The sequence below is a fragment of the Pseudomonas sp. KU26590 genome (assembly GCF_026153515.1).
Taxonomy (GTDB): Bacteria; Pseudomonadota; Gammaproteobacteria; order Pseudomonadales; family Pseudomonadaceae; genus Aquipseudomonas.
In genome coordinates this window covers 5998981-6013026 of record NZ_CP110644.1, presented here as the reverse complement: position 1 = coordinate 6013026, position 14046 = coordinate 5998981, and the positions used below count along the sequence as shown (strand labels likewise).

Genomic DNA, 14046 nt, shown 5'->3' with positions numbered 1-14046 from the left:
TAGGAGCCGGCTTGCTGGCGAACGCGCCAGGTCAGGCACGGCAGCTTAACGGATCCACCGCATTCGCCAGCAAGCCGGCTCCCACAGTTGATCTCGGACCCCAATGCCATGGCGGGCGGCGTCCGTCAGTAACTGCTTTCCGGCAAGCTGGCGATGATCGAGCGATAGCTGTTCATTCGCTGCTGTTGCACACGGCCGTCTGCAAGGCCCTGCAACAACGCACAACCGGGTTCGCGGTCATGTTTGCAGTCGCGGAAGCGGCAGCGACCGAGCAGGTCGTTGAACTCGATAAAGCCAGCTTCGACGTCGGCGCGGCTGACGTGGCCGAGGCCGAACTCACGAATACCCGGTGAGTCGATCAGGTCGCCGCCGCGCGGGAAGTGGAACAGGCGCGCGGTGGTCGTGGTGTGCGTGCCTTGGCCCGAATACTCCGACAACGGCCCTACGCGGGTGCCGACTTCCGGCAGCAGGCTGTTGACCAGCGAGGATTTGCCGACGCCGGACTGGCCGACGAACACACTGATGTGGCCATCCAGCTGGTCTTGCAACTGCTGCATCCCATCGCCGTGGTGGGCCGACACTTCCAGCACCGGATAACCCAGCGTGCGATAAACGGCCAGCAGCGCATTGAGCGCAGGCGCGTTCTGATCGTCGATCAAGTCAAACTTGTTCAACAGCAACAACGGGCGAATACCCGCGTGCTCGGCAGCCACCAGGTAGCGGTCGATCAGGTTGGCGTGGGGTTCGGGCATTGGTGCGAAAACGATGACGATCAAGTCAACGTTGGCGGCGACCGGCTTGAGCTGGCCCCGGCTGTCCGGGCGGCTCAGCTCTGTATCGCGGGGCAACTGCGCAACGATGACGCCGATGCCTTGATTGCCCGCGCGCCACACGACTCGGTCGCCGGTCACCAGCGCCGGCAGGTTGGCGCGCAGGTGGCAGCGGAAAACCTGACCCTGCAGCTCGCCGTCCTGCGCTTCGACTTCTACCTGCACGCCAAAATGCGCGATGACCAGACCCGTTTGCTCGGGACCGAGATCGCCACCTTCCAGCGTTTCGAGAGCGGTTGATTCACGTTTGGCGGCACGCGCTGCGCGCTCGCCTTGAATCTTTTCGATGCGCCAGTTCTGGCGGCGGTTGAGTTGGCGTTTGGCCATGGGTGTTCAGTGTTCCGTTTGAAGACGCATAAAGGTGCTGATTTGATAAAGCGCGAGCGAGTCTAGCACGCCCGGGTGGGCTAAACTGCGCGCCAACGCTGAGGAGCCGACATATGCAGAACAAACAGAATCTGATCTGGATCGACCTGGAAATGACCGGTCTGGACCCTGATAACGACGTCATCATCGAGATGGCAACCATCATCACCGACAGCGAACTCAATACCCTGGCCGAAGGACCGGTCATCGCGGTTCATCAGAGCGACGAGCTTCTGAACGGCATGGACGAGTGGAACACTCGCCAGCACGGCGGTTCCGGCCTGACCCAGCGTGTGCGAGAAAGCAAAATCTCCAACGACGAAGCCGAGGCCATGACGCTTGAGTTCATCAAACAGTGGGTGCCCGAGCGCAGTTCGCCCATCTGCGGCAACAGCATCTGCCAGGACCGTCGCTTCCTGTACAAACGCATGCCGACGCTGGAAAACTATTTCCACTACCGCAATCTGGATGTCTCGACCCTCAAGGAACTGGCCGCACGCTGGTCGCCTGACCTCAAGTTCAAGAAGGGCAGCACTCACCTTGCGCTGGACGATATCCGTGAGTCGATCGCCGAACTGCGTTTCTACCGCGAGCACTTCATCAAGTCTTGATGACAGGGCGATGGCGGCCAATCGCGGTCGCCTGCAGAGAGCGCAAAGCTAAACGCTCTCTTTTGGTGCCCCGGTCGAGTGGTTAGACTGCGCCCCTTTATCGCAGGGACTGCCGCCATGTTGTTGATGCTCTACCTGATCGCTATTACGGCCGAAGCCATGACTGGCGCGCTGTCCGCAGGCCGTCGCGGCATGGACTGGTTCGGTGTGGTGCTGATCGCGTGCATCACGGCGCTGGGCGGCGGTTCCGTTCGCGACGTGCTGCTGGGGCATTACCCGCTGACGTGGGTCAAGCACCCTGAGTACCTGATCCTCACCAGCATTGCAGCGCTGGTAACCATCTTTATCGCACCACTGATGCGCCATCTGCGCTCGCTGTTTCTGGTGCTCGATGCGCTGGGATTGGTGGCGTTTACCCTGATCGGCTGCATGACTGCCCTGGACATGGGCTTGAGTATGACCGTCGCTGCCGTGAGCGGGGTGATCACCGGTGTGTTTGGCGGGATCCTGCGGGACATCTTCTGCAACGACATCCCCCTGATCTTCCGCCGCGAGCTGTATGCCAGTGTGTCGTTCGCCGCCGCGTGGTGCTTTTTGCTGTGTCAGTACGCCGGACTGCCGGTGGAGCAGGGCACGCTGATCACCCTGTTTGGCGGGCTGTTGCTGCGGCTGCTGGCGATCAGGTTTCGCTGGGAAATGCCCAAGTTTGTTTACAAGGACGGGCACTGAGCCCGCACGCAATTTGTAGGCGCGCGCTTGCCCGTGATTGCGATTCGTCAGGCATCAACGCATTCACTGGGCTACTGCGTTCGCGGGCAAGCGCGCTCCTACAGGATGCGCGCTGCGGTCTTGGTTTCATGCTGCCGCAGCGCCCATTCCACGTGCTCGCGCACCATCTCCGACGTATGCTCCCGCCGAGCTTTCAGCGCTTCGATGACAGGGATGGTGGACGGCGCGTTGCCCAGCCCCACCGCCAGGTTTCTTAACCAGCGCTCATACCCGGCGCGCCGCAGCGGTGAGCCTTCGGTGTTGCTCAAGAACGTCGTTTCATCCCACAAAAACAGCGTCGTCAATTCAGCGTTATCAAGGCCGTGGCGGGGTTTGAAATCCGTTTGATCGGTCGGCCGGGCGAAGCGATTCCACGGGCAAACGATCTGACAGTCATCACAGCCGAACACCCGGTTGCCAATCAGCGAGCGCAATTCTTCCGGAATCGACGTCTTTAGCTCGATGGTCAGGTAGGAAATGCATTTGCGCGCATCCAGCACGTAGGGCCCGACGAACGCATTGGTCGGGCATACGTCCAAACACGCCGTGCAGCGCCCGCAATGCTCGGTGGCGTGTGGCGCATCCACCGGCAGCGGCAGGTCAACGAACAGCTCGCTGAGAAAGAAATAACTGCCGGCCTTGCGATTGAGCACCAGGGTGTTCTTGCCGATCCAGCCCAGCCCGGCCTGCTCGGCAATGGCCTTCTCCAGCACCGGTGCGCTGTCGACGAACGCGCGAAACCCGAATGGTCCGATCGCCTGTTGAATACGCTCCGCCAGCTGTTGCACGCGCTTGCGGATCAGCTTGTGGTAATCACGGCCCAGCGCGTAACGGGAGACATAGGCTTTCTCGGGCTGCCCCAGCAACTGAGCCATCTGCGTGTCGCCGGGCAGATAGTCCATGCGCAATGACACCACGCGCAGCGTTCCCGGCACCAACTCGTCCGGATGCGAACGTTTGCTGCCATGCGCTGCCATGTAGTCCATCTCGCCGTGGTAACCCGCTTCGAGCCAGCGTTCGAGGTGCTGCTCGTGCTCAGCCAGGTCCAGCCCCGAGATTCCGACTTGCTGAAAACCGAGCTCGCGCCCCCACTCCTTGATCGATTGAGCAAGGTCGGTCAGCCCCGCTGCCGTTAGGGAGGTTGAGGCTGTGGAGGGATCTACAGTTATCGCGGACATTGCAAGGAGGACACCGGGGCGCAGGTGCGTATAATTCTGCCAGACATCGGAGCCCAAAGACGTATGTTGCACAGCAAACCCCCATTTCCCGACGCACTGTACAGCGCCGCTCAGGTCCGCGACCTCGACGCACGCCTGATTGCCGCCGGCACGCCCGGCTTCGAACTCATGCAGCGCGCGGCCCATGCCGCGTGGCGTGCGATACGTCGCTGCTGGCCCGAGGGCAAGCAGCTGACGGTGATGGCCGGTCGCGGCAATAACGCCGGCGATGGCTATCTCATTGCTGCGCTGGCCCGGCGTGCCGGCTGGCAAGTGGGCGTGCTGGCCGTGGGCGACTGCGATGCGCTGGCTGGCGACGCTCGATCCGCTTATGAAGAAGCCATTGCCGCTAATGTCGATGTTCAGCCATGGCAACAGCAAGCGCTGGCCGGCATTGTTGTCGACGCGCTGCTGGGCACGGGACTGACAGGTGACGTGCGCGCGCCTTACGCGGCGGCCATTCAAGCCATCAATCACTCTGGATTGCCCGTCGTGGCGGTCGATCTTCCTTCGGGACTGTGCGCGGATACGGGGCGAACCCTCGGCTGTGCAATCCGGGCGGATCTGACCGTCACTTTTATCGGCTTGAAAGTCGGGCTATTCACCGGCGATGCGCCCGAGCTGGTGGGCGAACTGGTGTTCGATGACTTGCAGGCGGACGCCGGGATCATTCGGCAAACCCCCATTAGCGTCAAACGACTGGACACCTTCAATCTGCCCACGCTGGCCCCTCGCTCACGCATCGCACACAAGGGCATGTTTGGCCGCGTGCTGGTGGTGGGTGGCGATCGGGGTTTCGGCGGCGCAGCATTGCTCGCCACCGAAAGCACGCTGCGCACCGGCGCTGGCATGGTCACGCTGGCAACGCGGCCGGAACATGTCAGCGCCGCGCTGACGCGATTCCCCGAAGTCATGAGCGCCGGCATCACCTCGGCCAACCAGCTCCGCGCGTTGATCGAGCCCGCGTCGGTACTGGTGGTCGGTCCGGGACTCGGCCAGCACAGTTGGGGGAAAAGCCTTTTGTCCGCGGCTGCCAACGCGCCGCTGCCGCAGGTCTGGGATGCCGACGCACTGAATGAACTGGCGACCGGCGCGGTGCAACTGCCCGAGGGCTGCGTGATCACCCCGCATCCCGGCGAAGCCGCTCGCCTGCTGGGCACCGACACCAATCACATTCAGGCGGATCGTCCGGCTGCAGCGCGGGCGCTGGCCAAAAAATTCAACGCCGTATGCGTTTTAAAAGGCAGCGGCAGCCTGATCGCCAACCCGGCAGGTGACCTCGCACTGGCCGATCACGGCCATCCGGCGATGGCGACCGGCGGGCTGGGCGATGTGCTGTCCGGTGTCATCGGCGCGCTGATGGCGCAAAAGATGAACGCCTACGACGCTGCTTGTCTGGGCGTCTGGCTGCACGCCCTCGCCGGTGAACAATGCGGCGCCGGCGGGCGAGGGCTGGCTGCCGCTGATCTGATTCCTGTTATTCGCCAGCTTCTGGAGGAGCACCAACCGTGTCTGAGCTAACCCTGGACCTCATGGGTGAAGAGGCCATGACCAACTTCGGCGCACGTATTGCCCAAGTGACTGAAAGCAATGGGATTATTTTTATGGAGGGTGATCTCGGCGCAGGCAAGACCACGCTGTCCCGCGGGATCATTCGCGGCCTCGGCCATACCGGCGCGGTTAAAAGTCCGACATTTACGCTGGTAGAACCTTACGAAATTGGGAGAAACCGCGCGTATCACTTTGATCTCTACCGACTTGTTGACCCAGAAGAGCTAGAATTCCTCGGCATCCGGGACTATTTCGAAGGCGACGCCCTTTGTCTCATCGAATGGCCCAATCTGGGTGCAGGCTTTTTGCCAAAGCCTGACCTGATCATTACCATAAGGCCGCTCGATGAAGGTCGAGCGCTGACGCTGAGCCCAAAAAGCTCCCGTGGTGAGCAGTGGTGTGCCGCTCTGGCGCCGTCGCTTAAATAGACATTCAATAGATATGGGGTTTGGTATGCGCATGCGCGCGCTGGTTACTGTGATTGGACTGCTGCTGGCGACACTGGCTGTCGACGCGTTGGCCGCTTCACAGGTACGAAGTGTCCGCTTATGGCGTGCTCCGGATAACACTCGGCTGGTTTTCGACCTGTCTGGCCCGGTTCAGCACAGCGTGTTCACGCTGCAGTCCCCTGATCGTCTGGTCATCGACATCAACGGCGCCACGCTGGGTGGGCCGCTGAACGTGCCGACGGCCAACACGCCGATCACCAGCATGCGCTCGGCGCAGCGCACGCCTGACGACCTGCGCGTGGTCATCGATCTGAAAAAGGCGGTGACGCCGAAAAGCTTCACCCTCGCGCCGAACCAGCAATACGGCAACCGTCTGGTGGTGGACCTGTACGATAACGCTGCCGATGCCAACCCGCCGCCGTCGGTGGCCGATACTCCGGCCACCGCCGCGCCTGCGGCGCCCGCCGTGGTGCCAGTCAGCCCGTCCAAGCCCGAGATCAAACTCACCCCAGTGCCAAACGGCAAGCGCGACATCGTCGTTGTTATTGATGCCGGCCATGGAGGTGAAGACCCGGGAGCGTCCGGCGGCCGCGGTGAAAAAGAAAAGAACGTCGTGCTCGCGATTGCCAAAGAACTGCAGCGCCAGATCAACGGCGAAAAGGGCTACCGAGCAGAGCTGACCCGTACGGGCGACTACTTCATCCCGCTGCGTAAGCGCACGGAAATCGCACGCGCCAAAGGTGCTGACCTGTTCGTGTCCATTCACGCCGATGCGGCGCCTTCCTCAGCGGCCTTTGGCGCCTCGGTGTTTGCCTTGTCCGAACGCGGCGCCACTTCGGAGACAGCACGCTGGCTGGCGGACAGTGAAAACCGTTCCGACCTGATCGGTGGCGCCGGGGCCGTGAGCCTCGATGACAAAGACCGCATGCTCGCTGGCGTACTGCTTGATTTGTCGATGACCGCATCGCTGACTTCAAGCCTGAACGTCGGCCAGAAGGTTCTGACCAACATCGGCCGCGTGACCTCGTTGCACAAGTCCCGCGTCGAGCAGGCCGGCTTCATGGTGCTCAAGTCGCCGGATATTCCGTCGATTCTGGTCGAAACCGGCTTCATCTCCAATTCAGCCGAAGCGAACAAGCTGCAAGGCGCAAGCCACCAGCAGGCGTTGGCTCGCTCCATCACGGCGGGTGTGAAGCAATTCTTCCAGCAGAATCCACCCCAAGGCACCTATATCGCCTGGCTGCGAGATAGCGGCAAGCTGGCCATGGGGGCCCGCGAGCACACGGTCCGTCCCGGTGAATCGCTGAGCATGATTGCGGCGCGCTACGACATGACCATGCCGATGCTACGTACAGCCAATCACCTGAGTTCCGACGAACTGAAAGTCGGCCAGGAGCTGAGAATCCCCAGCGCAGAACTGGCAGGTGAGCCGTGACTGACCTGTTGCTCGGTGACCAGGAACTGGACGTCAGCGTGAGTGCCGATTTACCCGCAGCGGAAGCCGCGCGTATCCAGCTGCTCAGTCCACGGCTTGCCAACCAGATTGCGGCGGGTGAAGTCGTAGAACGGCCGGCGTCGGTGATCAAGGAACTGCTCGAGAACAGCCTCGATTCCGGCGCGCGACGTATCGACGTTGACGTGGAGCAGGCAGGCATCAAGCTGTTGCGTGTTCGCGACGACGGCGGCGGCATCTCCTCTGATGACCTGCCCCTGGCGCTGGCCCGACATGCCACCAGCAAGATCCGCGACCTGGAAGACCTTGAGCGCGTCATGAGCCTTGGCTTCCGGGGCGAGGCGTTGGCGTCGATCAGCTCCGTGGCGCGCCTGACGTTGACGTCACGCACACGTGATGCCGATCAGGCATGGCAGGTCGAGACCGAAGGCCGCGACATGGCTTCGCGGGTTCAGCCTGCTGCGCACCCTGTCGGCACTTCCGTGGAAGTGCGCGACCTGTTCTTCAACACTCCGGCGCGGCGCAAGTTTCTCAAGGCCGAGAAAACCGAATTCGATCATCTTCAAGAAGTCATCAAGCGCATGGCGCTGGCGCGGTTCGACGTGGCCTTCCATCTGCGCCACAACGGCAAGACCGTACTGAGCCTGCACGAAGCCCGCGATGACGTTTCACGCGCGCGGCGGGTTTCGGCCATTTGCGGCGCCGGGTTTCTGGAACAGGCGCTGCCGATCGAGGTCGAGCGCAACGGGTTGAGGTTGTGGGGCTGGGTTGGTCTGCCGACGTTCTCGCGCAGTCAGGCCGATTTGCAGTATTTCTTCGTCAATGGCCGCGCGGTGCGCGACAAACTGGTTGCCCACGCGGTGCGTCAGGCTTATCGCGACGTACTGTTCAACGGCCGGCATCCAACCTTCGTGCTGTTTTTTGAAGTCGATCCGGCGGTCGTCGACGTCAACGTCCATCCGACCAAGCACGAAGTGCGCTTCCGCGACGGGCGCATGGTTCACGATTTCCTTTACGGCACCCTGCATCGCGCCCTTGGCGACGTGCGACCTGAAGATCAGCTCGCTGGTACCACCTCGGTCACCGCGCTGGTACGACCAAGCGGGCCAGATGCCGGCGAATTCGGGCCGCAGGGCGAAATGCGCCTGGCCAATAACGGGCTCGAAACCCCGCAAGGTCAGGCCTGGAATACGCCTGCCGGATCTGCGCCCGGCTCTGGCAGTGGCGCGGGCTATCAGTATCAGTACACGCCGCGGCCGTCGTCGGTGCTTCCCGCCGAAGAGGCGCGTGCCGCTTACAGCGAATTCTTTGCCCCGCTGCCCGGCGCGCAGGCTCCGGTGGGCACGGGCGGCGCCTCGCTGCCCGAATCCCAGGGCGATGTTCCGCCGCTGGGTTATGCCCTCGCTCAGCTCAAGGGCATTTATATCCTCGCGGAGAACGCCCACGGTCTGGTGCTGGTGGACATGCACGCGGCCCATGAGCGAATCATGTACGAGCGCTTGAAGATCGCCATGGCCAGCGAAGGCCTGAGCGGTCAGCCGCTGCTGGTGCCAGAGTCCATCGCGGTCAGCCAGCGTGAGGCCGACTGCGCCGAGGAACACGTGGCGACTTTCCAGCAACTGGGCTTCGAATTGCAGCGCCTCGGCCCCGAGACTCTCGCGATCCGGCAGATCCCCGCACTGCTCAAGCAGGCTGAGGCGAATCGACTGGTGCACGACGTTCTGGGCGATCTGATGGAGTACGGCACTAGCGATCGCGTTCAGGCGCACATGAATGAACTGCTCGGCACCATGGCGTGCCACGGCGCGATTCGCGCCAATCGGCGGCTGGCCATTCCGGAAATGAACGGCCTGCTGCGTGATATGGAAAACACCGAGCGCAGCGGTCAATGCAACCACGGACGGCCCACCTGGACCCAGCTGGGTCTGGATGATCTGGACAAACTATTCCTGCGCGGTCGCTGATGAGTGCTCTTCCTCCGGCCATCTTTCTGATGGGGCCGACCGCCGCCGGGAAAACCGATCTCGCCATCGAACTGACCAAAGTGCTGCCATGTGAGCTGATCAGCGTGGATTCCGCGCTGGTTTATCGCGGCATGGACATCGGCACTGCCAAGCCATCAAAGGCGCTTCTGGACACGTATCCGCACCGGCTCATCGATATCCTCGATCCGAGCCAGAGCTACTCTGCGGCGGATTTTCGAACCGATGCCTTGCACGCTATGGCGGAAATTACCGCCCGGGGGAAAATTCCCCTGCTGGTGGGCGGCACGATGTTGTATTTCAAGGCTCTACTGGAAGGCCTGGCCGATATGCCTGCGGCTGACGCCGAGATTCGTGCGCAGATTGAGGCGCAAGCGGCCAGTCAGGGTTGGCAGGCGTTGCATGATGAGCTGGCGAGCATCGATCCGGTGTCGGCAGCGAGAATTCACCCCAACGATCCTCAGCGGCTTGTTCGTGCGCTGGAAGTCTTTCGGGTAAGCGGCGTGAGCATGACCGCACACCGTGAACAACAAAGTGCGCAAAGTGCTCAAGCGAGCGCTTCGGGGCGTCATCAATTGCCCTATACTGTCGCAAATCTCGCGATCGCACCGACGGATCGCAAGGTGCTCCACGACCGAATTGCTGTGCGTTTCAGGCAAATGCTTGATGAAGGATTCGTTGAAGAAGTTGTAGCGCTACGTTCGAGGGGTGATCTGCACTCGAATTTACCGTCTATAAGAGCTGTAGGGTATCGCCAGGTCTGGGATCATCTGGACGGCAAGCTGACTCGGGATGAAATGCAGGAGCGCGGCATCATTGCCACGCGCCAGCTGGCCAAGAGGCAGTTCACCTGGTTACGCAGCTGGCAGGATTTGCACTGGTTGGACAGCCTGGCTTGCGACAATCTGCCACGCGCCTTGAAATACCTGGGGTCGGTCTCCATATTGAGCTGAGTCCTTGCAATAGCCGTCTATCCTTGGGGGATAGCCTTCGGGAGGTAGCGGCCCAAGCCATTGTTTTCGAATTTATTCTATTGATCCTTAAAGGAGTGCGGCACATGTCAAAAGGGCATTCGCTACAAGACCCTTACCTGAACACTTTGCGTAAAGAAAAGGTTGGGGTTTCGATCTACCTGGTAAACGGTATCAAGCTGCAAGGCACTATCGAATCTTTTGACCAGTTCGTTATTTTGCTGAAGAACACTGTCAGCCAAATGGTCTACAAACACGCCATCTCGACTGTCGTTCCCGTCCGCCCGATTCGTCTGCCTAGCGCTACCGAATCCGAGCAGGCTGACGCCGAGCCAGGTAACGCCTGATAGGAGTCTGCTTTGTTCTTTGAGCGCCACAGTGGTGGTGAGCGGGCGATCCTCGTTCACTTGGATGGTCAGGACCCTGAGGCGCGCGAAGATCCGCAGGAGTTCAGGGAACTGGCGCTGTCGGCCGGCGCCGATATTGTCTCGTTCGTCAACGTGCCAAGGCATCGGCCAACGGCCAAGTATCTGGTAGGCAGCGGCAAGGTCGAGGAATTACGCGACCTGGTCAAAACCGAAAAGTCAGATATCGTCATCTTTAATCATGTCCTTACACCCAGTCAGGAACGTAACCTCGAACGTGTTTTCGAGTGTCGCGTGCTTGACCGTACGGGCCTGATTCTCGACATTTTCGCCCAACGGGCGCGCACCCATGAAGGCAAGCTGCAGGTCGAACTGGCCCAGCTTGAGCACATGAGCACGCGGCTGGTTCGTGGCTGGACTCACCTTGAGCGTCAGGGTGGCGGTATCGGTCTGCGCGGTCCGGGTGAAACCCAGCTCGAAACGGACCGGCGTCTGTTGCGTGTGCGCCTGCGTCAGATCAAGGGCCGGCTTGAAAAAGTTCGCAGTCAGCGTGATCAGGCCCGTCGTGGCCGCACCCGCGCGGATATCCCTACGGTTTCGATCGTCGGCTACACCAACGCCGGCAAGTCAACGCTGTTCAATGCGGTGACCGACTCCGACGTCTACGCGGCCGATCAACTGTTTGCGACCCTCGACCCGACCCTGCGCCGCCTTGAAGTCAAAGACCTCGGGCCGATTGTGCTGGCTGATACGGTGGGTTTCATCCGCCATTTGCCGCACAAGCTGGTCGAGGCCTTTCGGGCTACGCTCGAAGAGTCGAGCAACTCTGATCTGCTATTGCATGTGATCGACGCTCACGAGCCCGATCGCCTGGAACAGATCGAGCAGGTCATGGTGGTGCTGGGCGAGATTGGCGCCCAGGACTTGCCGATGCTTGAGGTCTATAACAAACTCGATCTGCTCGAAGGGGTTGAGCCGCAGATTCAACGCGATGCCGATGGCAAGCCGCAGCGGGTCTGGGTTTCTGCCCGTGACGGGCGTGGTCTGGATTTGCTCAAGCAAGCCATCGCCGAAGTGTTGGGCAATGACCTCTTTGTGGGGACGCTGCGCCTTACTCAGGAGTTCGCCCGGTTGCGTGCCCAGTTTTTCAACCTGGGTGCGGTGCAGAGCGAAGAACACGACGAAGAAGGCCAGAGTCTTCTGGCTGTACGGTTACCCCGAGTTGAATTCAATCGCCTGGTGAGTCGCGAAGGACTGCAGCCGCTGGAATTCATCGAGCAACACACTTTGCAATAAAAGCCTGACAAAGCGGTTGTACCGCTTTGACGGGCATTCTGTAGCATTGGTCGGCGCGCCGCGGGCGCGTCTTTGCTTTATCAGATGGAGAGCGCTATGGCTTGGAATGAGCCGGGTGGCAACTCGAATAATCAGGATCCTTGGGGTGGTAAGCGCAAGGGCGGCGACCGCAAGGGGCCACCGGATCTCGACGAGGCCTTCCGTAAGCTGCAGGAAAGCCTGAATGGGTTGTTCGGTGGTGGTAAAAAACGCAGTGGCGATGGCGGCGGCAGCGGCGGTGGATCGAGCAAGGGCGGTGGCCTCGGCCTGCTCGGCATCGGTCTGGTCGTGCTGCTCGCAATCTGGCTGTACAACGCAATTTATGTGGTCGACGAGCAGGAGCAGGCCGTTGTGCTGCGCTTCGGCAAGTACTACGACACCGTCGGGCCGGGTCTGAATATCTATTTCCCGCCGTTCGATCGCAAGTACCTCGAAAACGTGACCCGTGAACGTGCGTACAGCAAGCAGGGCCAGATGCTCACCGAAGACGAGAACATCGTCGAAGTGCCACTGACCGTGCAGTACAAAATCACCAACCTGCAGGATTTCGTGCTGAACGTTGATCAGCCTGAAGTCAGTCTGCAGCACGCGACCGAAAGTGCCCTGCGTCATGTCGTCGGTTCGACCGCCATGGATCAGGTGCTGACTGAGGGTCGTGAGTTGATGGCCAGCGAAATCAAGGAGCGGCTGCAGCGCTTCCTCGATACCTATCGCACCGGCATCACCGTGACTCAGGTCAACGTGCAGAGCGCTGCGGCGCCGCGCGAAGTTCAGGAAGCCTTCGATGACGTGATCCGCGCCCGTGAAGACGAGCAGCGCTCGCGTAACCAGGCTGAAACCTACGCCAACGGTGTGATCCCGGAAGCCCGTGGTCAGGCTCAGCGGATTGTCGAAGACGCCAACGGCTATCGCGATGAAGTGGTTTCTCGGGCCAAGGGTGAGGCGGATCGCTTTACCAAGCTGGTTGCCGAGTACCGCAAGGCACCGGAGGTCACGCGTGAGCGTCTGTATCTGGACACCATGCAGGAAGTCTTCAGCAATACCAGCAAGGTGCTTGTGACCGGCGACAAAGGTCAGAACAACCTGCTTTATCTGCCGTTGGACAAAATGATCGATAGCAGCCGTAACGGTTCCAATCCGTCTGCCACTGGCGGCGCTGCTGCTGCACCGGCAGACCCGGGCTCACGGGCAGCGGATATGCAACAGCAGCGTGACACGCGCACTAGGGAGACTCGCTGATGAGCAATAAATCTCTGGTTGCCCTGATTGTCTGCGTCGTGTTGGCCGTGGTCGCATGGAACAGCTTCTACATCGTCGCTCAGACCGAGCGAGCGGTGATGTTGCAGTTCGGTCGCGTGGTTCAAGCGGATGTCGCCCCAGGCCTGCACGTCAAGATTCCTTACGTGAATCAGGTGCGCAAATTCGACGGTCGCTTGATGACCCTCGATGCGCCGACTCAGCGTTTCCTGACGCTGGAAAAGAAAGCCGTGATGGTCGATGCCTATGCCAAATGGCGCGTGAAGGACGCTGAGCGTTTCTATACCGCGACATCCGGCCTGAAGCAGATTGCCGATGAGCGTCTCTCCCGTCGTCTCGAATCCGGTCTGCGAGACCAGTTCGGTAAGCGCACGCTGCACGAGGTGGTTTCGGGTGAGCGCGATGCGTTGATGGCTGACATCACTGCGTCGCTCAACACCATGGCCGGCAAAGAGCTGGGCATCGAAGTCGTCGATGTTCGGGTCAAGGCCATCGATCTGCCGAAGGAAGTGAACCGCAGCGTGTTCGAGCGGATGAGCACCGAGCGTGAGCGTGAAGCACGTGAGCATCGCGCCAAGGGTAACGAGCTGGCTGAAGGCATCCGTGCCGACGCCGATCGTCAGCGCCGCGTTCTGTTGGCTGAAGCGTATCGCGAGTCTGAAGAGGCACGCGGTGATGGTGATGCTCAAGCGTCCGCCATCTACTCCAAGGCCTACGGTCAGGATCAGGAGTTCTACGCGTTCTACCGTAGCCTGCGTGCCTACCGTGAAAGCTTCGCGAACAAAAGTGACGTGATGGTGCTGGACCCAGGCAGCGAGTTCTTCCGCTATCTGCAAAAATCCAAGCCGTAATCGCATCAGCATCTGATCACTCCGCCGGGCGGCAAAACTG

Annotated in this window: 13 protein-coding genes; 11 read left to right on the top strand and 2 right to left on the bottom strand. The window is 60.9% G+C overall.

The genetic code is table 11. The features are described from left to right. Nucleotides 1–125: 125 nt before the first annotated feature. Nucleotides 126–1157 (bottom strand): small ribosomal subunit biogenesis GTPase RsgA, encoded by a 1032-nt coding sequence (rsgA, locus tag OKW98_RS26675; RefSeq protein ID WP_065987812.1) that lies wholly within the window; start codon nt 1155–1157, stop codon nt 126–128. 113 nt (nt 1158–1270) lie between these two features. Here rsgA and orn point away from each other — a divergent pair, with 113 nt between their 5' ends. Together orn and OKW98_RS26665 are read left to right on the top strand one after the other, a co-directional pair. Continuing rightward, entirely contained in the window at nt 1271–1807 is a 537-nt protein-coding gene (gene orn, locus OKW98_RS26670; protein WP_065987811.1) for an oligoribonuclease, read from the top strand. 117 nt (nt 1808–1924) lie between these two features. Then, nucleotides 1925–2536 carry a trimeric intracellular cation channel family protein gene (locus tag OKW98_RS26665; RefSeq protein WP_037015750.1) on the top strand — a complete coding sequence of 204 codons (612 nt, stop codon included), beginning with the start codon at nt 1925–1927 and terminating at the stop codon, nt 2534–2536. 98 nt (nt 2537–2634) lie between these two features. Here the strand turns inward: OKW98_RS26665 and queG are convergent, their stop codons facing one another. After that, entirely contained in the window at nt 2635–3753 is a 1119-nt protein-coding gene (gene queG / locus OKW98_RS26660) for a tRNA epoxyqueuosine(34) reductase QueG (protein WP_416147750.1), read from the bottom strand. Between the two features lie 63 nt (nt 3754–3816). Here queG and OKW98_RS26655 point away from each other — a divergent pair, with 63 nt between their 5' ends. The 9 genes from OKW98_RS26655 (at nt 3817) to hflC (ending at nt 14006) form a co-directional block, all read left to right on the top strand. After that, nucleotides 3817–5313, top strand: coding sequence for an NAD(P)H-hydrate dehydratase (locus OKW98_RS26655; RefSeq protein ID WP_265387357.1), 1497 nt, complete (start codon nt 3817–3819; stop codon nt 5311–5313). Continuing rightward, nucleotides 5301–5771: a tRNA (adenosine(37)-N6)-threonylcarbamoyltransferase complex ATPase subunit type 1 TsaE gene (gene tsaE, locus OKW98_RS26650; RefSeq protein ID WP_265387356.1), complete on the top strand. Its 471-nt coding sequence runs from the start codon at nt 5301–5303 to the stop codon at nt 5769–5771. The genes OKW98_RS26655 and tsaE overlap by 13 nt, the downstream gene beginning before the upstream one ends. A gap of 13 nt (nt 5772–5784) precedes the next feature. Beyond that, complete coding sequence (locus OKW98_RS26645) at nt 5785–7227, top strand: N-acetylmuramoyl-L-alanine amidase (protein WP_265387355.1); 1443 nt, start codon at nt 5785–5787, stop codon at nt 7225–7227. A gap of 38 nt (nt 7228–7265) precedes the next feature. Next, nucleotides 7266–9209 (top strand): DNA mismatch repair endonuclease MutL, encoded by a 1944-nt coding sequence (gene mutL / locus OKW98_RS26640; RefSeq protein ID WP_265389845.1) that lies wholly within the window; start codon nt 7266–7268, stop codon nt 9207–9209. Then, nucleotides 9209–10180 (top strand): tRNA (adenosine(37)-N6)-dimethylallyltransferase MiaA, encoded by a 972-nt coding sequence (miaA, locus tag OKW98_RS26635; RefSeq protein ID WP_265387354.1) that lies wholly within the window; start codon nt 9209–9211, stop codon nt 10178–10180. The genes mutL and miaA overlap by 1 nt, the downstream gene beginning before the upstream one ends. Before the next feature lie 104 nt (nt 10181–10284). After that, nucleotides 10285–10545 (top strand): RNA chaperone Hfq, encoded by a 261-nt coding sequence (gene hfq, locus OKW98_RS26630; RefSeq protein WP_019691505.1) that lies wholly within the window; start codon nt 10285–10287, stop codon nt 10543–10545. A 12-nt stretch (nt 10546–10557) separates the two neighbouring features. Continuing rightward, on the top strand, nt 10558–11859 hold the full coding sequence (hflX, locus tag OKW98_RS26625) for a ribosome rescue GTPase HflX (protein ID WP_074891424.1): 1302 nt from the start codon (nt 10558–10560) through the stop codon (nt 11857–11859). Nucleotides 11860–11955: 96 nt separating this feature from the next. Then, a complete protein-coding gene (gene hflK / locus OKW98_RS26620) occupies nt 11956–13137 on the top strand; it encodes an FtsH protease activity modulator HflK (RefSeq protein ID WP_265387353.1) in 1182 nt (393 codons plus the stop codon). Continuing rightward, nucleotides 13137–14006 (top strand): protease modulator HflC, encoded by an 870-nt coding sequence (gene hflC, locus OKW98_RS26615; RefSeq protein WP_265387352.1) that lies wholly within the window; start codon nt 13137–13139, stop codon nt 14004–14006. The genes hflK and hflC overlap by 1 nt, the downstream gene beginning before the upstream one ends. Nucleotides 14007–14046 lie beyond the last annotated feature (40 nt).

Excerpts from the sequence above, each read along its gene's own strand:
- rsgA (WP_065987812.1), bottom strand. The coding sequence starts at position 1,157 with ATGGCCAAACGCCAACTCAACCGCCGCCAGAACTGGCGCATCGAAAAG.
- orn (WP_065987811.1), top strand. The coding sequence starts at position 1,271 with ATGCAGAACAAACAGAATCTGATCTGGATCGACCTGGAAATGACCGGT.
- OKW98_RS26665 (WP_037015750.1), top strand. The coding sequence starts at position 1,925 with ATGTTGTTGATGCTCTACCTGATCGCTATTACGGCCGAAGCCATGACT.
- queG (WP_416147750.1), bottom strand. The coding sequence starts at position 3,753 with ATGTCCGCGATAACTGTAGATCCCTCCACAGCCTCAACCTCCCTAACG.
- OKW98_RS26655 (WP_265387357.1), top strand. The coding sequence starts at position 3,817 with ATGTTGCACAGCAAACCCCCATTTCCCGACGCACTGTACAGCGCCGCT.
- OKW98_RS26645 (WP_265387355.1), top strand. The coding sequence starts at position 5,785 with ATGGGGTTTGGTATGCGCATGCGCGCGCTGGTTACTGTGATTGGACTG.
- miaA (WP_265387354.1), top strand. The coding sequence starts at position 9,209 with ATGAGTGCTCTTCCTCCGGCCATCTTTCTGATGGGGCCGACCGCCGCC.
- hfq (WP_019691505.1), top strand. The coding sequence starts at position 10,285 with ATGTCAAAAGGGCATTCGCTACAAGACCCTTACCTGAACACTTTGCGT.
- hflK (WP_265387353.1), top strand. The coding sequence starts at position 11,956 with ATGGCTTGGAATGAGCCGGGTGGCAACTCGAATAATCAGGATCCTTGG.
- hflC (WP_265387352.1), top strand. The coding sequence starts at position 13,137 with ATGAGCAATAAATCTCTGGTTGCCCTGATTGTCTGCGTCGTGTTGGCC.